We start from the raw sequence: 18,815 nt of genomic DNA on the forward strand, positions 1-18,815 counted from the left end.
CTCGCGGCTCCCATTCAACGAGGTGACTATTGACGCAGTTCTTCGAAACCACTCAAGGGATCATGGTAATGGGAGCATTCATTGGCGCTGGCGGTTTAGCCGCTGGCTCCCTGCTTCCCATCGTCATTCGACTTGCGAAGTCTGGGATCAACCGGCGCCCGAAAGCCGAGGTTAGAAACCTAGCGATGCTGACGGTGCTGGCCCTAGATGATTTTGTCGGAGCCAGCTACGCGGCCGTTCACGACATGCCCGAGTTCAATCCCATGGATGAAGGCGAATTCGCGTTTCACGTTCGCGATCCAACCCTTGCACTTCCGCACGACGCAAACTGGGGACTTTTCAATACCGAGCTTTCAGAAGAAATTTTGTGGTTGTCGAACCGAGTGAAGACCCTTTCTTATGCGTTGGATAGTCTCGACCTTTCCAAGCCCGGATACGATGGCTTCTTCGAGCGACGCCAAGAAGGTTATGCTGGGCTGGCGGCTGAAGCGATGGACATTATTGAGCGTATGCTCGAAGAGTTTGACCTCACCCTGCCTGCCAAGCCAGATTATTATCGCCAGCGGGAAGGTCTCGTTTCAGCTATCCAAAAGGCTGGAGAAAACAACTCGCGGCACCCAAAGGCGCGCGCTCTCGCGCACCCGAGTGGGTCGAATGTGCTGCAATTGTTCCCAAAGGCGAACGACGACGCCGAGTAAAATCAAGCGAAATCGTCGAACCCGATCAAAGGCATTGCGTCCTCACGCATGGCCTCTTCTCCATAGGATGGCTCGTTTCATCGCGGCCTAGTCCGGCGCCAGATCGACGCCTTCTAAAAAGTTCAAGACCCAGGCCGCGGTAGCAGCGTTCAAGATCCATCCTCCACGGCTCCTTCGGCTGGATGGTCCGCCGTTGCATAGCTGCATTGCACAAAAAATGTTTTCCAACTGGTCAAAAAAGGAGCATGGTGATTGCAGCTGATGCAACACGACGGCTTACCTCCCAGTTCCGTCGTTTCAGCTGTTCCCCTCTGGAGGTTTATACCTTCACAACTAATGGGCCACGGTTTTCCGTCGGCCCACTTTTTTTGTCTGCGAAAATCACGCGCGGCGCCGGGGTTGTTCGACCGGCTTCCAATTCCCAGGCGCTGGCTTTGGTCCTATAACCGTAATTCGGTCATCAATAGAGTTTTTTGAGACCGGAGCGATATGCGAGCCGCGCCGTGGCGACGCGGACGTAAAAGTGGCCGACGAAGCCAAGCAGGGGACACTGCTTTAGGAGTCCTTCGGCTCCTGCAGGGGAAGAGACACAGCGGTGAGGGTTTGATGGCAGAACGAATGTCTGAACGCGCCAAGGGTGACATCGACGCTATCTTGGAACGGCTCTATCGGGTTTCCCCGGAGCTGGATAGAATTGCCGCCGACTGCGAGAGAGCTTTGCGGCTCAATGCTGAAGCAAGAGGCGATTACATTTCGCCACGAACCATGCAGGCGTTTGCCGAAATGCGCGATGCCGTAAGCGCGCTGTATGGCGCGGCGCAGAATGCGATGAAGGAAGCCGATAGGTTCTTTAAGCCGAAATCGTAGGTTAGATTTGCTGCCATTACGCGATAGGACCATGGAGCGGCACAGCTGATGAATTCAAGCCACCCGCCAAGTTAACCGTTCATCTTCGGGAGCTTAAACAACGAGGAGCTCCTCCCAACCTTAGCAGCGGCCTCGCAGGCTCCGGCCTTTAGCTTCAGATCAGATGTACGAACGGATCACCTTGCAGAATGTCATGAAACGCCCAGGTAAAACTGGAAAACGGCCATCGCGGCTTGCGGCTGTGATCTTTTGGGCTGAATGCGCTATGAGCGGACCACGGCAGCCGGGTATGGAAAACAAATGACCACAATCACAATGGACGATGCACTCAACCACGCGGGAGCAGGACGATATCAGCGACGGCTGATGGCCATCTTCGGCTTGGTCTGGGCAGCTGACGCCATGCAGGTCATCGCGGTGGGCTTCACAGCGGCTTCGATCGCCACGAGCTTCGAACTAACGGTGCCGCAGGCGCTTCAGACGGGCACGGTGTTTTTCCTTGGCATGTTTCTGGGCGCAATGGGGTTTGGCAGGCTTGCCGACCGGATCGGCCGCCGCGGCGTTCTGATCGCGACTGTCTCCTGTGATGCCGTCTTTGGCACGCTGTCGATATTCGCGCCAGACTTCACCTTCCTCCTGTTCATGCGCTTCCTGACCGGAGCAGCGGTCGGCGGGACGTTGCCGGTGGACTATGCGATGATGGCCGAATTCCTGCCGGCGAAGAACCGAGGTAGGTGGCTGGTGCTGCTGGAGGGTTTCTGGGCCGTCGGAACCCTGGTTGTCGCAATTGCAGCCTGGCTGCTCAGTCTATGGAACGTGGCCGAAGCCTGGCGGTTTATCTTTGCCGTTACAGCGGTCCCGGCGATTATGGGTTTCGGTCTGCGGTTTTTCGTGCCGGAATCACCGCTCTATCTTCTGCGCAAGGGGAGGGGTGGAGAAGCAAAGGCGATCATCGACCGGATGGCCCTGGTGAATGGCCGCAGTGCTCTGGGGCAAGAGGTTGACATCGCGCCTGCGACACCGACGCGTGGTACCGGAATATTCTCCCACGCTCTGCGGCGTCGAACCCTTTTGATCCTCGCGGTTTGGTTTTTGGTGTCCATTTCTTACTATGGTGTCTTCACCTGGATGCCTCCGAAACTTGCGGGGGACGGCTTTGGCTTCGTTCGAGGCTACGGTTTTCTTGTGCTGATCGCGCTTGCCCAGCTTCCTGGATATGCGCTCGCTGCCTACGGCGTCGAAAAGTGGGGGCGGCGTCCAACGCTTGTGGCATTTTGCATCCTTTCCGCGATGGGATCCATTTTGTTTGTCGTCGGCTCATCCGCATTCTTGGTAGCGTCGTCATTGCTCATCATGAGTTTCGCGCTGCTTGGTACGTGGGGTGCACTCTACGCCTATACGCCAGAGCTTTATCCTACTGCCTCCAGGGCAACCGGAATGGGTGCCGCCGGTGCTATGGCTCGGCTTGGAGGGCTGCTTGCGCCATCGTTGATCGGTCTTTTTGTGACTAAAGATTTCGGCCTGGTCATCGGGATTTTCGCTGCGTTGCTGCTGTTGGCAGGTGCTGCAGCCTATTTCATCGATGCCGAGACGCGCAGTGCTAAGCTAGCCTAGAAGCCGTTTGGCCGATGCGTTGGCTTTCAACTCAGGATCGCGGGGGATAGGTCTCGTCAACCCCGGTTTTCACGTTGACGTTGGCCGCCTGGCAAAGGGCACCGAGAGCAGGGCGCAGCCGGTCAGGACGGCAATCACCATCCAGGCTTCGTTGATCGCCTGGACGCTTGCCGCGGTCTGGACCAACGGATCGAGCAGCGCCGTGGTATCCGCGTCGAAGCTGCCACTATGCCCCGATATGGTCTGAAGAGGTGCGCCGATGAATGTCGCAGCCTCGACGTCGCCGGCTTGAAGGCGGGTCCAGAGGACTTGTCCCAGCGGCTCCGAGCGCGTGTAGATGATGGTGTCGATGAGAGCGATGCCGATCGCCCCGCCGAGATTGCGCATCAGGTTGAAAAGGCCGCTCGCATCGGGAATGCGGTCTGGCGGAAGTGTGCCGAGCGCCAGCCGCGTCGGCGGCAGCAGGCAGAACATGATGGCGACGCCGCGCACGACCTGCGGCCAGAACATCGCGTCATAATCCGAACGAGGGTCCTGAAAAGCGCTCATCCCGACACCGATCGCAAAGAGCGCGAAACCGGCGGCCGACAGCAAGCGCGCGTCCATGCGCTTCTCCAGCGCGACCGCGATCGGCGCCGTGATCAATTGCGCGACACCGGTGACCAGCATCGTCATGCCGATTTGGAGGGCGTCGTGTCCCCTGATGAAAGCGAGAAAGACCGGCATGAGATAGACCGAGCCGAAGAGGCCGATGCCAAGCACGAAGCTTAGAACCGAACCGACGAGAAAGTTTCGATCACCGAAATTGCCGAGATCGACGATCGGCCAGTTTCCGCGCAGCGTTCGCCAGATGAAGACAGCTCCCGATGCAAGGCAGACCGCCAGCAGACTTAGAACATAGGCCGACATCCAGCCGCTCGTCGGCGCCTCCTTCAGGCTGAGCTCCAAGCTCGCCAGCGCGGTTGCCATCAGCAGAAGCGACGGACCGTCGAGATGCCTGAGTTCGGACGGATCGGTCGCCTGCCTTGGCAGGGACCGTTCCGCCAGGATTGCCGAGGCAATGCCTGGGAGGATGTTGATCAGGAACAACCAGTGCCAGGAGTAGGTTTGCGTCAGCCATCCGCCGACGATCGGCCCAACGGTTGGGGCCAACACCGCGAGAACGCCGGCGATCGTCGTCGCAAGCGCTTGGCGCTCGTTCGGGAAGAGAATGAACACGGCTGAAAACACCGAGGGGATCAAGGTTCCGCCGGAAAAACCCTGAAGCACCCGCCAGGCTACCAGCTCGCCGAAGCTGCCGCTCATCGCACAGCCGGCAGAGGCCGCGACGAACAGGCTAATGGCGGTAACGAACAGCCATCGCATCGTCAGAAGTCGCGTCAGGAGGCCGGTGAGCGGGATCGCGACCACTTCGGCGATGAGATAGGCCGTCTGTATCCAGCTCATCTGATCCGGATCGATATCCAGCGCCGACTGGATGGTCGGCAGCGATGTCGCCACCACTTGGACGTCGAGGATCGCCATGAACATGCCGACGCACATCGCCATGAAGCCGAGCCAGACGATGGCGGGTGTTTCATCAGGGCGGGCAGATTCAAGTCGTTCCGACATGCGATGATCCCGCGTGCGCTGCGTTCTCCGCCCAGGGTGCGAAGACTAAGGCCGATCCTGTTTACGATCGAGACGGCATGCCGCAAACAAAGACGTGGAGCGCAATTCCGCCGATGCCGACACCATAGTTCGGAAGAGGACGGAAGCGATAGGGATCTGCCAACACAAATACGTCACCAACGCGACCAGCCGTCCCACGCCCGACGAGGTCTTCCTGCAGTTCGGTGCGCGTCGCTGAGAGCTGCTCCGGAGCGCCGCAGAAATTTCAAATCGGCAATTGACGTGCTGACTGGAAACTGACTATCAATCTTAAATCAATTTGATTGACTTCAAGAACGACGGGATCGCGTGGGTGAGGTTGCTTTGATCAACTATGCCCCCCGCGCCTTCCATCGGAGCCGGCTTTGCGGCAGCAATCGTTCCGCTTTCGGTAGTGCGCCGGAATGCTTATGACCCGATCTTCAAGAGGAAAGAGTGACCATGTCCATACCGCGACCAAAAGCCCTGCGGCTTGAAACCCTTTGGAACCCGCCTGCGGATGGCAAGGAATTTTCCTACGTCCTGCGCCTCAAGAATCTAGGCAATGAGCCGCTTTCGAATTTCTCGCTGTGCGTCAGCGGCCCGGGCCGCGTCGATCCGGCCGGGCGCGTCGAAGGCGCCACGGTTTCGCAGCGGCTGTCGAATTTCACCGAATTCCAGCCGCCAGCCAATTTCGTTCTCGGCGCCGGCGAGACGTGGACGATCTCGGTCTACGCGCTAAGTTGGCAGTTCCGTCACTGGACGGACGGCGCGACGAGCGGCTATCTCGCGCTTTCCGATGGCAGCACGATCGTGCTCACGATAGAGCCGACGCGATCTTCGGTCAGCAACGCCCCATTGAAGCGTGGCGCCGAGATCTATCCGGTGCCCGTCAATGCGCCTGTTCAGGTGTCGATCATCCCCTGGCCGAACCATATTTCAGTCACTTCCCGCCGGCCGCTGCCGGCCGGTTTTGCGCTGCAGGCGCAGAGCACTGAAGGGGAGGCGGCAACACGAAACTTCGCAGCGCTGGTCGAGCATCTCTTCGCCGTCGAAGGCATCGTGCGAAGCGAGGCGGAAGGCGCGGTTCCGGTTGCCTTGAAGGATGCCGCCGGGCTCGGGCCAGAGGCCTACCGGCTGAGCTTCGAGGGTGAGACGATCACGATCGAGGCCAGCAGCCAGACCGGCTTCCTTTACGGCCTCGTCACACTCGGCCAGATCTGGCGCGGCGCAAGGCTGCATCCCGAGGTCTTCCAATTTCCGGCCGCAGGCGAGATCGTCGATGAGCCGTCGATGGGTTGGCGCGGCCTGCATCTCGACGTCGCCCGCCAGTTCTACGGCGCCGCCGAGATCAAGAAGCTGCTGGCGGTGCTTGCCTGGAACAAGCTCAACCGCTTCCATTGGCACCTGTCCGACGATGAGGCCTGGCGCGTCGAGATCGACGCCTATCCTGATTTGACCGCAGTCGGGGCCTGGCGCGGCCACGGTCTCGCCGTTCCGCCGCTGCTCGGTTCGAGCCCGGCCCGCACAGGCGGTTATTACACCAAGGCTGCCATCCGCGAGATCGTCGCGCATGCCAAGAGCCTCGGCGTGGAGATTGTGCCGGAGATCGATATGCCCGGCCATTGCTACGCCATGCTGCAGGCGATCCAAGAGCTGCGCGATCCGGCCGAGGTCGGCAGCTATTATTCGGTTCAGGGCTTCCCGGACAATTGCATCAATCCGGCCCGCGAGAAGACCTATGAGATCGTCGAGACGATCCTTTCGGAACTCATCGAGCTTTTCCCCTTCAAGACCATCCATCTCGGCGCCGACGAGGTGCCGCTTGGCGCGTGGTCCGGCTCGCCGGAAGCGCTCGAACGCCTGCGTAGCGTGGCGGGCAACGACGTTGCCGATGCGCATGCCAAGCGGCTGAACGTCGTCACCAATACCCATGGCGCCGACGACATCCACGGGTCGGGTGCTGCCATCCTGCAGGCGGAGTTCCTCAGCCGCGTCCAGCGCTTCCTTGCGAGCAAGGGCTGCATCACCGGCGGCTGGGAAGAGGCAGCCCACGGCGATGTCATCGACAAATCGAAGAGCTATCTCTGCAGCTGGCGCAATGTCGAGGTCTCGGCCGAACTTGCCGAGCGCGGCTATGAAATGGTCGTCTGCCCCGGACAGGTCTATTACCTCGACATGGCGCTCAGGCCCGACTGGGATGAGCCCGGCGCCAGTTGGGCGGGGACTTCGGACGCGGAGAAGCTCTACAATTTCGATCCCATCGGCGGCTGGACGGCGAGCCAGAAACAGAAACTCCTCGGCATTCAAGCCTGCATCTGGTCCGAGCCGATGACCGATCGCGCCGTTTTCGACCGCCTCGTCTTCCCCCGCCTTTCCGCACTTGCCGAAACCGGCTGGACGAAGCCTTCGTCCAAGTCGTGGGAGCGCTTCAGAGCGCTCGCAGGACTGATGCCGCTGCTCTACGGGCTGCAACAGTCGTAGCGCTCCGATTGGGCCGGGGGTTTTGATTTGCGGATCAGCCTTGCCATTGCCGGAGGCGGTGATGGCAAAGGATACCGACCGCTTTCAAGGGGAGTTGTCAGGTGCCGCGGGCACCTCGCATTCGGGTGCGGCGATACGAATAGGACGGGTTCCAATCTCCGCGCCTGTGGCGCGGTCGATTGTGAGGGGATCGATCTCCGTTCCGGTCTCAGCGTCGAAGAAGCGGGTGACTGCACCGCCGCTGCGATGTTTGCGGCCCCAGGCGCCGATTGCAAACAGCACCGGCAGAAAGTCGCGCCCGGCTTCCGTCAGCAAATATTCGTCGCGCGGCGGACGCTCGGAATAGCGACGCTTTTCCAGCAATCCTTCCTCGGTCAGCGATGACAGCCGCCCCGTCAGCATTGTCGGGACGATGCCGAGGCTTTTGCGAAATTCATCGAAACGGGTCAGCCCCGCATGGGCGTCGCGCATGATCAGCATGCTCCACGCATCGCCGACGAGCGCCAGGCTGCGGGCGATCAGACAAGGCTGGTTCGAAAGATTCTTCATGTCGATATCTTTTTAGTAGTGACTTGCTATCAAATTGATAGTAACAGAATGCCCATGAACATTCCACGACAAAATGAAGGCAGACGTCGATGAGCAAAAGAGAACGCGGCATTGCCCTGGTCACAGGGGCTTCTTCCGGCATCGGGCTGGTAACGGCGCAGGCCTTGCTGCGCGACGGTTACCAGGTGTTCGGCACCAGCCGAAAGCCGATGGCCGACACCGCCGACGGCCTCATCATGCTGGTCTGCGACGTCATCGACGATCAATCGGTGCAGGGCGCCGTCGACGAGGTTTTGAAACGCACGGGACGAATCGATCTGCTGCTCAACAATGCCGGGATCGGGCTGCTCGGTGGTGCGGAGGAGTCGACGACGGCACAGGCCAAAGCCGTTTTCGACGTCAACGTCTTCGGCACGATGCGTATGACCAATGCGGTGCTGCCGGTGATGCGGCGGCAGCGCAGCGGCCGGATCATCAACCTGAGCTCGATCCTCGGGCTGATCCCGGCGCCCTTCAACGCGCTTTACGCAGCGACCAAACACGCGATCGAAGGTTATTCGGAATCCCTCGACCATGAAGTGCGCACGCAGGGCATCCGCGTCGTGCTCGTCGAACCGGGCGTCACGCGCACCTCATTCGAAGAGAACATCACACGGCCGGACCGGCCGCTAGCCGTTTATGATACAGTGCGCACCGATGCAGAGAAGCTTATGCGCGAAATCGTTTCGAAGGGCGATGCGCCCGAAGTGGTCGCCGCAACCGTCGTCAAGGCCGCCAATGCGCCATCGCCCAAGAGGCGGTACACGGCCGGAAGGGCCGCAGGGCAGATCCGTTTCATCCGCCGCTTCCTGCCGGAGTCCTTCGCCGACAAGAGCCTCCGGAAATTCAACAAACTTCCCGGTTGATCCAGCGCCGGCGTTATCGGTCAAGAGATCAAGGCTGCCGCCCCGTCCACAGCGAACAAACACGTGTCGAGCGAAGGGGCTTCACTGGCGTTGCCGGTAGGCAGAGGGCGTGACGCCTGTGCCCAACTTAAATGCCCGTGTCATGTGGCTCTGGCTGCTGAAGCCGCAGGCCGAAGCGATCTGTGCGATTGGGTCCATGGCTGATAACATCGATTTGGCGCGCTCGACACGCCGGTGAGCCACCCAGCCATGCGGGGACACACCATAGCTTGCCCGGAACATCCGCTGAAAATGAAAGGCGCTGAGCTGCCCGATCGCCGCCAGATCCTGCAAGCGGATTGTCTCACCGAGATGGGCCTCGATATACTCCAGACTCCGGCGCCGGACATGAGGAGCGAGCCCGCCGCTGATCGCGCAGGGGCGCATCCCTCCATAACGCGGATCAACGAAGAAATCGTTGATCGCCTGCGTCATCGCTTCTTCAGCCAGCAGATGACCGCCCGCCAACATCGCTTTCGTCATCTGCCGAAGTGTGCGCGCCAAGGCGGGTGCATCCGCGAATGTTAATTCGGGAAGAGCCATGAGCCGCGCATCGCGGTCAAACGTCTCGGCAAACATCCGGCGCATCTGATCGTCGGGAACATACAGATGGACGAATTCGGAGAAGTCGGTGATTTCCCATTCGGACGAGTGCTCCTGTGGCATGATGCACAGGACCCCCGGACGGCCGCGCGCGCCAGGGCTGCCATCCAGACGACGCGTTCCGGCGCCGCCTCTCAGATAAAGACTGAACGTATGACCGTTCGGCCGCTGATAGCTCATCCTGTCTTGTGCATTGCTCCAGATAGCGGCTGATCGCCCGAAACCCAAATCGATGGACTGAGACATCCGTGCAGTGGGAGATGCGGACAAAAACCTGAAAACCGAGGGGTGACTATATTTCACCAATTCTTCCCCACATGACCATGCCGCGCGAACATTACCGGCGGACGACCCGCATGGCGAGCCGGAAGTCCGGGCAAATCGATTTCATAGCAAGAATCTGCAAGAGACCTGCTCACGGCTCGCATATTGGTCGGGGAAACGAGGATCACTCCATGGCAAATGCCGCTCTCTTCATCGCGACCGTCCTCATATGGGGGACGACTTGGATCGCCATTGCGATGCAGGTCGGTCCCGTGCCGGTCTTGGTCTCGGTCTTCTACAGATTTGCGGTCGCAGCAGTGATCCTCGTCGCCATCCTGGCTGCCATGCGGCGGCTCAAGCTCCCTGCATTGCGCGATCAACCTTTCATCCTTGCGCAAGCGCTCTGCCTGTTCAGTCTCAATTTCATCTGTTTCTACAACGCCGCCGCCTCTATCCCGTCCGGCCTAATCTCCGTGATCTTCTCGCTCGCAACGATCTACAATGCCGTCAATGCGCGCCTCTTCTTCGGCGACCGCATTACCGGCCGCACACTTCTCGCAGCGGCACTCGGAGCAACCGGCCTTCTCCTCCTTTTCGGACAGGACATTGTCTTCGATTTCGATATGGGCACGTTGAAAGGGATCGGGCTCGCTGCGCTTGGCACGCTGTTCTTCTCGCTGGGCAATATGGCATCGCGTCGAAACAGCGCGGTCGGAATCTCACCGCTGACCGCCAATGCCTGGGGCATGACCTATGGAGCGATCGTCCTCCTCTTCCTGATTGCCGTGACGCGAACGCCGATCGTCGCGCCGCCTGACATCACCTATCTTGCCGCCATGCTCTATCTCGCGGCGATCGGATCGGTGATCGGCTTCACCACCTACCTCATGCTGGTGTCCCGCATCGGCTCCTCGCGCGCCGCCTATGCCACCGTCCTGTTCCCGATCGTCGCCCTGTCGCTGTCGACGGTCTTTGAGGGCTACCACTGGAGCGGTCTGGGCCTGATCGGCCTGGCGCTGACGCTTCTCGGCAATGTGGTCATCTTTGCGCGACCTCTAGCCCGTCGCCTACCGCAGTCGGATGCGAGGCTGCCGGCAGGCGGATAAGGGGCTGCAAGCAGGCGGATGAAAAGCCGGCCTCGGCAATCTCCCCGGGCGGAGGTGTACTAGCTGAGCGGCTTTTGCAGGACGTCGAAGCGCGGATTGGTTTCGGAAAAGATCGGCAGGGCGGCTGCGCCCAGGATTGCCATATCCTTGCCGGTCATGCCGATCATCACGCGGGGATTGGTCCGCTTCTGGTTGGGGTCGATCGGGGTGTGCAGCGGCTCCAGCCGCTCTGCAAGCCGCCGCATCAGCGAGGTCGATATGCTGCCGCCGAGCACGATGGTCTGAGGATCGAAGGCAAGTTCCAGAAAATCGACGGTCTGCCGCAGCGGCTGGACCGCCTGATCCAGCCAGGCGTCGAGACCTTCGCCGCCGTTGGCGATCAGCGCATCGAGATCGTCGGGCGACAGCTCCTCGGCATTGGCAATGCCCATGAATTCATAGGCGACGGCCGGTGACACGTAGCGATCCAGACAGCCGCGCTTGCCGCAGCTGCAGAGCTTGCCATGCGGCTCGACGATGATATGCCCGATCTCGCCGGCATTGTTGCGGCTGCCCTTGTAGAGGTGGCCGTCAAGGAACATTCCGGCGCCGATGCCGCCGCCGCCTGCGAGAAACAGATAGACGAAGCTGCCCAAACCGCGGGCGACGCCATGAAGACGCTCGCCGATCGCTGCTGCCGTCGCATCGTTTTCGACCAGCACCGGCACCTTTACCCGTTGTTCCAATTCATGCCCGACGGGAAAACCCTGCCAGCCGGGCAGGTTTAGCGGGCTGAGCGATGTGGTGCCGCCATCGGCATAGCGGCCGGGCAGAGCCATCCCGACGCCGAGCAGCCTTTGGCGGTCGAATGTGAAGGCCTGCTGAAGATCCTCGACGATGGACTGGAGAGCCGGCATCGCCCTTTGCGGATCGGGATGTTCGACGTGGCGTTCGATGCGCGCGCAAACGGCGCCGGAGAGATCCGTCAGGACCCCGCTTGCGCGCTGGCGGCCAAGTTCGAGGCCTATCGAATAGGCGCCGCGCGGATTGATGGTGTAAGGGATGATCGGCTGGCCGCGCGCCAGCTTCTGCGCCTCGGACGGAACGAGAAGGTGCGATCTCTCCAGTTCCTCGACGATATTCGAAACAGTCTGAGCAGTCAGCGCCGTCATCCGGGCGATTGCCGCGCGCGACAAGGGACCGTTGGTGCGGACAGCCTCGATCACCACACGCCGGTTGTGAGACTTGGCCTGCTCGAGATTCGTGCCGGAGATTGCCTTCATGTCGCCTTCAAAGGAAATGCAGCATCACCCTTGTCACAAGACGAACACCGATGAAAGCTCCATTCTTCGTCACGTCCTGTTTGCCGTGGCATCGGCTCAATGGGCATGGTGTCTCTGCAGAAAGCCGAGGAGCGCTATCCCCGATAGTCCTGTGACGGCGCTGAGGATGGCGGTTCCAGAATAGCCGGTCACGTAGGTGCCGGCGGCAAAAACCAGCGCGCCGATGCCGGCGCTGGCAAAGATGTTGACGGAGATCAGCGCACTGCCGAGCCCCGGTCGGTCGGCAATCAGATCCTGCAGATAGGTGATCGGAAAGCTGATGATCGCCGCCGCTCCGATGCCGGCGAGCACGGTGAGCGCATAGAGATGCCACGGCTCAGAGGCAAGGCCGAGAAGGCTGAGGAAGACGGCGTAGATGATGGTGCCGGCGGCAAGCGCCGTCATTTGGCCGGTTTTCCGGGCGATCCGCGACCAGATGATGATGAAGACGACCTCCAGCAATGCGACGATGCCGACGAGAATGCCGACATCGCTGAGCCTGCCATGCGCGGCACCGGTGACAATCAATGGCAGCAGGGCGTCATTGAGATGCAGCGTGCTGGTGATCAGCGCCACCCCGCAAATATGCGCGGATATTCGCGGCGAGACCACCTGGCGAAGCGCACCGAGATAGGTGAGATGATGAACTGCTGCCATCTCCGTCGCCGCCCGCTTCGGCAAGGCGAACAGGATGATGCCCTGGCAGACCAGACACGAGATGGCGGCAAAGAGGTAGGCCGGCAGCATGCTCGATGCGCCAGACAGCAGCAGGCCGGTGATGCCGGGGATCAGCACCCAGGACAGCGAGATCATCGCGCGCACGCCGGCGTTGGCCGTCACCATCTCGCTTCGGCTCATGCCGTGCATCGCCGCACGCGCATTGGCAAACAGCAGCGAGTTCAGCGCCCCGTAGATCGGCAGCGGCAGCAAGCCGCTGATGACGAAGACGGCCGCGGTTGGAGAGGCGTAGACCATGCCGTAGCCGACGATGCCGAAGAGGCAGGCGCCGATCATCGTCGATCGGTACTCACCCAGCCGGTCGGCGAGATTGCCGAGCAGAATGCTGATGACGACGTTCACCGCCGCGGAGACGAAACTCAGGAAGGAATAGAGGCCGTCGCTCAAGCCCAATTCGCGGATGCCGATGATCGAGCGGTAGGGTGCGGTCATCGCCCCCGCCATCCCGAAGGTGAAAATGGCGATCATGCAGGCGCGGATCGCCGGATTGCGGAAGACGTCGGGAAAAAGTCGGCTCATGCGGTCATCGATCAGACGTAAGCCGGCTTCACAACCTGCCCCTCTTGTCTTCCTCAGGGTTTCAGTAATGTTCCGATTGTGAAAAGGTCCGCGCGAGTTCGGCCTGGCCGGCCGTGAGGCCGCAATCGACAGGCAGGCAGACGCCTGATATCGCTGCGGCCAGGGGACCAGCGAGGAAGGCCACGGCATTGGCGACATCTTTCGGATCGACGACGCGCTGCAGCGGATACCAGCGGCACGCTTCCTCGAAAACGTTGGGATTGGCTGCCGCGCGTGCTTCCCAGGCCTGCGTTTTTACCGTACCGGGCGCGACGGCGTTGGACCGGATGCCGAACTTGCCGTATTCCACGGCGACCAGTCGGGTAAAATGCAGAAGGCCTGCCTTAGCGACGCTATAGGCCGGGTGTCCGAAGACATGCATGCCGTTGACCGAGGCGATGTTGACGACCGAACCCCTCGAGGCCTTCAGCATGGGCTCGAATGCGCGGAAACATAAGAATGCCGCTTCGAGATTAAGCGCATTGTCCGCCCGCCAGATCTCGGGCGTCGTCTCATGCAGGCTGGTCGCGCGGGCAGCACCCGCATTGTTGACCAGGGTTCGAACCACGCCGACGTCGGCAGCGCGTCTTGCCAATTCGGCGATGCTCGTCTCGCTGGTCACATCGCTTTGGACGGCGATGAAGCGATTGTCCGGCCCGAGCTTCAATGCCACGGCAGCTGCGGCCGCGGCATCGATGTCGGCGAGCAACACGACGTCGTGGTCATCGGCGAGCCGTGCCGCGATCGCCGCGCCGATATCGCCTGCAGCGCCGGTAACGATGGCTATCGACTGCGTCATTCCGTAGCTCCCGTTCATGACCCTCAATCTCCAAGCAATTGCCGGTCGTCGCCGTCACGGTGAATGACAAGCTGCTGCTTGATACGCCGAAGCGTGGTCGTCGCCTTCGGCTGAACGGCATAGGCGACCAGGCTCGACAGGATATCGATCGTCGCGATGTAGGCTATGCGCGTCGAGGTCGGGCGATAGATATTGTGGCCCTCGGGAAGGTCGATCGCCACGACGATTTCGGCCGCCTTGGCAACCGGGCTGGCCGTCTGGGTGAGCGCGATCGTCTTCACCTTGGTCTGGCGGGCAAGCTCGAAGGCGCGCACCAGCTCCATATTGCGCCCCGAGAAGGACGAGCCGATCAACACGTCGCCGGGTCTTGCCGCGGCAGCCATCATCAGCTGCATGCTGTGGTCGGAACTTGCGGTGATACGAAGCCCGAGACGGAAGAGCCGGTTCTGGAGCTCGTCGGCAATCATCGACGAATTGCCGCCCGACCCGAACGCATAGATCATATCGGCCTTGGCGATATGCGAAACGGCGGCTTCGATCGCGGTAAGATCGAGTGACCGGTGCAGGAGAAAGAGCGCGTTCTGGGCTTTCGTGATGATATCCTGGGCGACATCGGCCGGATCGGTGCTTTTCGATTCCGGTTTCAGATAACGAACGCCGATATGGGCGGTGCGGGCAAGCTGCACCTTGAAGTCGGAAAAGCTCTCGCAGCCGAGCCGCCGGCAAAAGCGCGTGACGGTCGGCGGCGATACCTCGGCCCGTTCCGCCAGCTCGATGATCGAGGCATTCACGGCAAATTCGAAGTCGTTGACAATGATCTCCGCGATGCGGCTCTCGGAGGGAGAGAGCCGACCCCTATCTTCCTGCAACGTCGAAAAGATATCCAAACCCGTCCCCCCGATGGCTCGCTATGCGTCCTTCTTCTTATAGGCCACGCAGTCGATCTCAACCTTGCAATCAACCATCATCGACGATTGCACACAGGCGCGTGCCGGCGGATGTTCGCCGAAATACTCCTCATAGATTTTGTTGAAGGTCCAGAAATCGCGTGGATCATCGAGCCAGACGCCGACGCGCACGACGTCCTCGACGCCGTATCCGGCCTCATCGAGGATCGAAAGGATGTTGGCAATCGTCTTGTGGGTCTGGGCGATAATATTGCCGTCGATGATTTCGCCATTTTCCATCGCAACCTGGCCGGAAACATACAGCCATCCGTCGGCTTCGACCGCACGTGCGAAAGGCAGCGCCTTGCCGCCGGCGCCCGTTTGAACAGTGCCATAGCGCTTGATCGGCATGCTGGAGTCCTTGCAAATTATTTTCTTGATAAGTTGACAAGTGACCATAGAAAGCAGAATTTGACCAGTGAAAAACGCGATTTATGAAAAGAATTTCAATCCTGGGCTGATATGCGCGATCCTTTCCAGAATCCATTCCCGTCCGACAGCGCCCGGCATGCCATCTGGGAAATGCTCGTTGCGCGCGATATCGATGCGTTTCTGGCGGCCGATTGGTCGATGGTGGAACATGACTTCGTCGAAGAGGGCTTTATCGGTATCGATGCCCAGAAGCAGGTCAGCCCCGACAGGTGGCGTCTGGCATTTCCGACGCTGTCGGCCTATCGCCAGGAATGGCTGAGGCAGGCAAACGATTTCGCCGAGCAGAGTTTCGCAGAAGATGCGCGCACGGCGATCTTCACCACAACGACCCTTGAGGATATCGAAATCGAGGGCGAAATGGCCCTCGTTCGCAAGAAATTCGACGGCGGCATTACCAAGAGCGACGATACCCGGGACGTCCTGCAATGGCAGACGCTCTATTATTGCAGGCTTCACCGAGGACGCTGGAAAATCTCAGGTTTCACCGGCTACCTGCCGAACCCGATGGGGTAGAGCAGAGCCGACAACACGAAAGCGACTTACTTGCGCATTTTCACGGCGGCACTGGCGACCGAGACCAACACCTTTTCCCCGATCTGCGTGGATCGCCGCGCATTCGAAGCCTCGCTTTATGCACCCCCCGGTCAACATCCCGAAACGCCGACGCTGTGCACTGCGCCGATCACCGTCGGAAGGCGCGTCACCCGGGAAAAGGATTGGGAACTGATTGAGGGAACCGCCACCTGGGCCGACCCCGCAGGCCTCGTCAACCGGGCGACCTACGAGGAATTGCGTGACGAAATCCTCGGCCAACTCAATGCGGCGATGCCTGTCGACGCCGTTGTCATGGGTCTGCACGGCGCCATGGTGGCAGCCGGATACGAGGATACGGAAGGCGATCTTCTCTCACGCATCCGCGAGATCGTCGGGCCCGATGTCCTCATCTGCGCCGAGCTCGATCCGCACAGCCATCTCACCGCAAAACGCGTCGCCGCTCTCGATTTCGCCGTCTATTTCAAAGAGTTTCCGCACACGGACTTCGTCGACCGCGCCGAGGACCTCTGGCGCATTGCGGTCGAGACGCTCGAGGGCCATGTCAGGCCGGTCATGTCGGTGTTCGACTGCCGGATGATCGACGTCTTCCCGACATCGCGCGAACCCATGCGCTCCTTCGTCGACAAGATCATGCAGATCGAGAAGGATGATCCGGACATCCTGTCGATTTCGGTGATCCACGGCTTCATGGTGGGCGACGTTCCCGAAATGGGAACGAAGCTGCTTGTCGTGACGGACAATAAGCCGGAAAAGGGCGCGGATTTGGCGCGCGAACTCGGCCTTGAACTGTTTTCGAAGCGCGGCACCTTCATGGTTCCGCAGATCGACGAGAAAGAAGCCGTCGCGCGCGCGATGACTGCCACCGCATGGCCGGTCGTTATCGCCGATGTCTGGGACAATCCGGGCGGCGGCACAGCAGGGGATGCGACTGTTATCCTCGGGGAGCTCATGGCCCGCGGCGTCACGAGTGCTGCGATCGGCACCATCTGGGATCCGATGGCCGTCCAGATTTGTTTTGCGGCGGGCGAGGGGGCGGAAATTCCGTTGCGCTTCGGCGCCAAGTCGGCGCCCGGCACCGGCAATCCCGTCGACGGCACCGTCAAGATCGTCAAGCTGGTGAAGAATGCAGAGATGCAGTTCGGCGAGAGCCTCGCACCTTTCGGCGATGCCGCACATATCGTGCTTGACGGCATCGACATTATCCTCAATTCGACGCGCGCTCAAAGCTTCGATCCGAGCCTTTTTTCGGCGATGGGCGTCGACCCCGCAAGGCAGAAGATCCTGGTGATCAAATCCACCAACCACTTCTTCGCGTCCTTCTCGAAGATCGCGGCGGAGATCCTTTACTGCTCGGCCGGAACGCCCTATCCCAATAATCCGGCGACGACGCCGTACCGGCGGGCACCGAAGACCATATGGCCGATCGTCGCCGATCCACACGGACCAGAACGCGGAGCCGCCTAGATGCATGACAACCGGTTTGCCGTCATCGCCAAGGCAGGCGACAGAATCGCCGATCTGTCGACGCCGCGTCCTGTGATCGACGAAGACCGGCTGGCGGCAAACATAGACCGCGTTCAATCCTATATGGATCAGCACGGGCTGAACTTCCGCCCGCATATCAAGACGCATAAGATCCCGGCTCTCGCCGTCGCGCAGGTTGCCGCGGGCGCCAAGGGCATCAATTGCCAGAAGGTGACGGAAGCCGAAGTCTTTGCCGAAGCCGGCTTCGAGGACATCCTCATCACCTTCAACATCCTCGGACCGCAGAAACTCGAGCGGCTGGCCAGGTTGAACGAGAGAATTTCGGCCCTCAAGGTCGTCGCCGACAGCGAAGTGACGGTCGACGGGCTGGCAGCACATTTCTCCGGCCACAAGCCGCTGAACGTGCTGGTCGAATGCGATACCGGCGGCGGCCGCTGTGGCGTGCAGACACCGGGTGAGGCGGCCTCGCTCGCCAGGCGCATCGCCGCTGCCGACGGCCTCACCTTCGGCGGCATCGTGACCTACCCGAAGCCGCAATCGGCCGCCGCCGTCGAAGCCTTCATCACCGAGGCACTCGAACAACTGACATCGGAAGGCATAACCTGCCCGATCGTCAGCAATGGCGGGACGCCCAGCCTCTTCGAGGCGCATCTCGTCACCTCAGTCACGGAACACCGCGCCGGCACCTATATCTATAATGATCGCCAGATGGTGCGCATGGGCCATTGTACCGAGGACGATTGCGCCATGCACGTGCTGGCGACCGTCGTGTCGCGGCCAAACGCCGACCGCGCCGTCATCGATGCCGGTTCGAAGGCGCTGACATCGGATCTTCAGGGTTTTAGCGATTACGGCCTGATCGTCGGTTATCAAGAGGCGCGGATCAGCAGCCTCTCGGAAGAACACGGCGTGATCGATCTTTCGAATTGCACCGGCCCCCGGCCGCAGATCGGCCAGAAGCTCTTCATCATCCCGAACCATACCTGTGTGGTCTCCAATCTGTTCGATACGATGGTCTTCCATCGGGGCGGCATCGTCACCCGCGTCGAGGATGTCGCGGCCCGCGGTCTCGTCTGGTAGGAGGCGGTTGCGGCTGAGGGCGAAATGGCCCTGATCGCCAAAGGCCGCGGCTGTCGATGAATTACTCGCGATCAGGCGGCTCCTGGCGTCCAAATAGCGGCAAGCGTGACGTCATGTGCCAGTCGGGGAAGCTCGCAGCGGTAAGATACGTACCTTCTCGGA

At 60.6% G+C, this 18,815-nt stretch carries 17 protein-coding genes; 9 read left to right on the forward strand and 8 right to left on the reverse strand.

All coding sequences use genetic code 11. The features are described 5' to 3' along the window. Positions 1-29: 29 nt before the first annotated feature. The 3 genes from HFO71_RS28270 to HFO71_RS28280 all read left to right on the forward strand — a co-directional run bounded on the left by HFO71_RS28270 (position 30) and on the right by HFO71_RS28280 (position 3,179). Positions 30-698 (forward strand): hypothetical protein, encoded by a 669-nt coding sequence (locus tag HFO71_RS28270; protein ID WP_131661621.1) that lies wholly within the window; start codon positions 30-32, stop codon positions 696-698. Between the two features lie 606 nt (positions 699-1,304). After that, the gene (locus HFO71_RS28275) at positions 1,305-1,565 is read left to right on the forward strand and encodes a hypothetical protein (protein WP_025397589.1); all 261 of its coding nucleotides are present in this window, start codon (positions 1,305-1,307) and stop codon (positions 1,563-1,565) included. A 300-nt stretch (positions 1,566-1,865) separates the two neighbouring features. After that, on the forward strand, positions 1,866-3,179 hold the full coding sequence (locus tag HFO71_RS28280; protein ID WP_221988719.1) for an MFS transporter: 1,314 nt from the start codon (positions 1,866-1,868) through the stop codon (positions 3,177-3,179). A gap of 69 nt (positions 3,180-3,248) precedes the next feature. On the opposite strand, the gene HFO71_RS28285 is transcribed toward HFO71_RS28280, so the two are convergent. Beyond that, the gene (locus HFO71_RS28285; RefSeq protein WP_131640602.1) at positions 3,249-4,790 is read right to left on the reverse strand and encodes a DHA2 family efflux MFS transporter permease subunit; all 1,542 of its coding nucleotides are present in this window, start codon (positions 4,788-4,790) and stop codon (positions 3,249-3,251) included. Between the two features lie 480 nt (positions 4,791-5,270). On the opposite strand from HFO71_RS28285, the gene HFO71_RS28290 reads away from it, so the two are divergent. Next, on the forward strand, positions 5,271-7,292 hold the full coding sequence (locus tag HFO71_RS28290; RefSeq protein WP_077980058.1) for a beta-N-acetylhexosaminidase: 2,022 nt from the start codon (positions 5,271-5,273) through the stop codon (positions 7,290-7,292). A gap of 84 nt (positions 7,293-7,376) precedes the next feature. Here the strand turns inward: HFO71_RS28290 and HFO71_RS28295 are convergent, their stop codons facing one another. Beyond that, positions 7,377-7,841, reverse strand: a complete 465-nt coding sequence (locus HFO71_RS28295) for a winged helix-turn-helix transcriptional regulator (RefSeq protein WP_077980059.1) — start codon at positions 7,839-7,841, stop codon at positions 7,377-7,379. A gap of 89 nt (positions 7,842-7,930) precedes the next feature. Between HFO71_RS28295 and HFO71_RS28300 the strand changes: the two genes are divergently transcribed. Beyond that, on the forward strand, positions 7,931-8,746 hold the full coding sequence (locus tag HFO71_RS28300) for an oxidoreductase (protein WP_221988721.1): 816 nt from the start codon (positions 7,931-7,933) through the stop codon (positions 8,744-8,746). A gap of 81 nt (positions 8,747-8,827) precedes the next feature. On the opposite strand, the gene HFO71_RS28305 is transcribed toward HFO71_RS28300, so the two are convergent. After that, a complete protein-coding gene (locus HFO71_RS28305) occupies positions 8,828-9,691 on the reverse strand; it encodes a helix-turn-helix domain-containing protein (RefSeq protein ID WP_478385036.1) in 864 nt (287 codons plus the stop codon). Positions 9,692-9,843: 152 nt separating this feature from the next. Between HFO71_RS28305 and HFO71_RS28310 the strand changes: the two genes are divergently transcribed. Beyond that, complete coding sequence (locus tag HFO71_RS28310; protein WP_131640600.1) at positions 9,844-10,758, forward strand: DMT family transporter; 915 nt, start codon at positions 9,844-9,846, stop codon at positions 10,756-10,758. A gap of 59 nt (positions 10,759-10,817) precedes the next feature. On the opposite strand, the gene HFO71_RS28315 is transcribed toward HFO71_RS28310, so the two are convergent. The 5 genes from HFO71_RS28315 to HFO71_RS28335 form a co-directional block, all read right to left on the reverse strand. Next, complete coding sequence (locus tag HFO71_RS28315; RefSeq protein WP_221988723.1) at positions 10,818-12,020, reverse strand: ROK family transcriptional regulator; 1,203 nt, start codon at positions 12,018-12,020, stop codon at positions 10,818-10,820. Between the two features lie 96 nt (positions 12,021-12,116). Further along, on the reverse strand, positions 12,117-13,316 hold the full coding sequence (locus HFO71_RS28320; RefSeq protein ID WP_131640598.1) for an MFS transporter: 1,200 nt from the start codon (positions 13,314-13,316) through the stop codon (positions 12,117-12,119). A 61-nt stretch (positions 13,317-13,377) separates the two neighbouring features. Further along, a complete protein-coding gene (locus HFO71_RS28325) occupies positions 13,378-14,154 on the reverse strand; it encodes an SDR family oxidoreductase (RefSeq protein WP_077980268.1) in 777 nt (258 codons plus the stop codon). A gap of 23 nt (positions 14,155-14,177) precedes the next feature. Then, positions 14,178-15,041: a MurR/RpiR family transcriptional regulator gene (locus HFO71_RS28330; protein ID WP_077980064.1), complete on the reverse strand. Its 864-nt coding sequence runs from the start codon at positions 15,039-15,041 to the stop codon at positions 14,178-14,180. A gap of 21 nt (positions 15,042-15,062) precedes the next feature. After that, positions 15,063-15,452 carry a RidA family protein gene (locus HFO71_RS28335; RefSeq protein ID WP_077980065.1) on the reverse strand — a complete coding sequence of 130 codons (390 nt, stop codon included), beginning with the start codon at positions 15,450-15,452 and terminating at the stop codon, positions 15,063-15,065. A 111-nt stretch (positions 15,453-15,563) separates the two neighbouring features. On the opposite strand from HFO71_RS28335, the gene HFO71_RS28340 reads away from it, so the two are divergent. From HFO71_RS28340 to HFO71_RS28350, 3 genes are read left to right on the forward strand one after another with little or no spacing between them, the layout of a single operon-like run. Continuing rightward, positions 15,564-16,046 (forward strand): hypothetical protein, encoded by a 483-nt coding sequence (locus tag HFO71_RS28340; protein WP_077980066.1) that lies wholly within the window; start codon positions 15,564-15,566, stop codon positions 16,044-16,046. Positions 16,047-16,076: 30 nt separating this feature from the next. Then, the gene (locus tag HFO71_RS28345) at positions 16,077-17,552 is read left to right on the forward strand and encodes a M81 family metallopeptidase (protein WP_077980067.1); all 1,476 of its coding nucleotides are present in this window, start codon (positions 16,077-16,079) and stop codon (positions 17,550-17,552) included. After that, positions 17,553-18,653, forward strand: a complete 1,101-nt coding sequence (locus tag HFO71_RS28350; RefSeq protein ID WP_077980068.1) for a D-TA family PLP-dependent enzyme — start codon at positions 17,553-17,555, stop codon at positions 18,651-18,653. Positions 18,654-18,815: the final 162 nt, after the last annotated feature.

The organism is Rhizobium laguerreae, from assembly GCF_019778565.1.
Lineage (GTDB): Bacteria > Pseudomonadota > Alphaproteobacteria > Rhizobiales > Rhizobiaceae > Rhizobium > Rhizobium laguerreae.

Excerpts from the sequence above, each read along its gene's own strand:
- HFO71_RS28275 (WP_025397589.1), top strand. The coding sequence starts at position 1,305 with ATGGCAGAACGAATGTCTGAACGCGCCAAGGGTGACATCGACGCTATC.
- HFO71_RS28280 (WP_221988719.1), top strand. The coding sequence starts at position 1,866 with ATGACCACAATCACAATGGACGATGCACTCAACCACGCGGGAGCAGGA.
- HFO71_RS28285 (WP_131640602.1), bottom strand. The coding sequence starts at position 4,790 with ATGTCGGAACGACTTGAATCTGCCCGCCCTGATGAAACACCCGCCATC.
- HFO71_RS28290 (WP_077980058.1), top strand. The coding sequence starts at position 5,271 with ATGTCCATACCGCGACCAAAAGCCCTGCGGCTTGAAACCCTTTGGAAC.
- HFO71_RS28295 (WP_077980059.1), bottom strand. The coding sequence starts at position 7,841 with ATGAAGAATCTTTCGAACCAGCCTTGTCTGATCGCCCGCAGCCTGGCG.
- HFO71_RS28300 (WP_221988721.1), top strand. The coding sequence starts at position 7,931 with ATGAGCAAAAGAGAACGCGGCATTGCCCTGGTCACAGGGGCTTCTTCC.
- HFO71_RS28310 (WP_131640600.1), top strand. The coding sequence starts at position 9,844 with ATGGCAAATGCCGCTCTCTTCATCGCGACCGTCCTCATATGGGGGACG.
- HFO71_RS28315 (WP_221988723.1), bottom strand. The coding sequence starts at position 12,020 with ATGAAGGCAATCTCCGGCACGAATCTCGAGCAGGCCAAGTCTCACAAC.
- HFO71_RS28320 (WP_131640598.1), bottom strand. The coding sequence starts at position 13,316 with ATGAGCCGACTTTTTCCCGACGTCTTCCGCAATCCGGCGATCCGCGCC.
- HFO71_RS28325 (WP_077980268.1), bottom strand. The coding sequence starts at position 14,154 with ATGACGCAGTCGATAGCCATCGTTACCGGCGCTGCAGGCGATATCGGC.
- HFO71_RS28335 (WP_077980065.1), bottom strand. The coding sequence starts at position 15,452 with ATGCCGATCAAGCGCTATGGCACTGTTCAAACGGGCGCCGGCGGCAAG.
- HFO71_RS28340 (WP_077980066.1), top strand. The coding sequence starts at position 15,564 with ATGCGCGATCCTTTCCAGAATCCATTCCCGTCCGACAGCGCCCGGCAT.
- HFO71_RS28350 (WP_077980068.1), top strand. The coding sequence starts at position 17,553 with ATGCATGACAACCGGTTTGCCGTCATCGCCAAGGCAGGCGACAGAATC.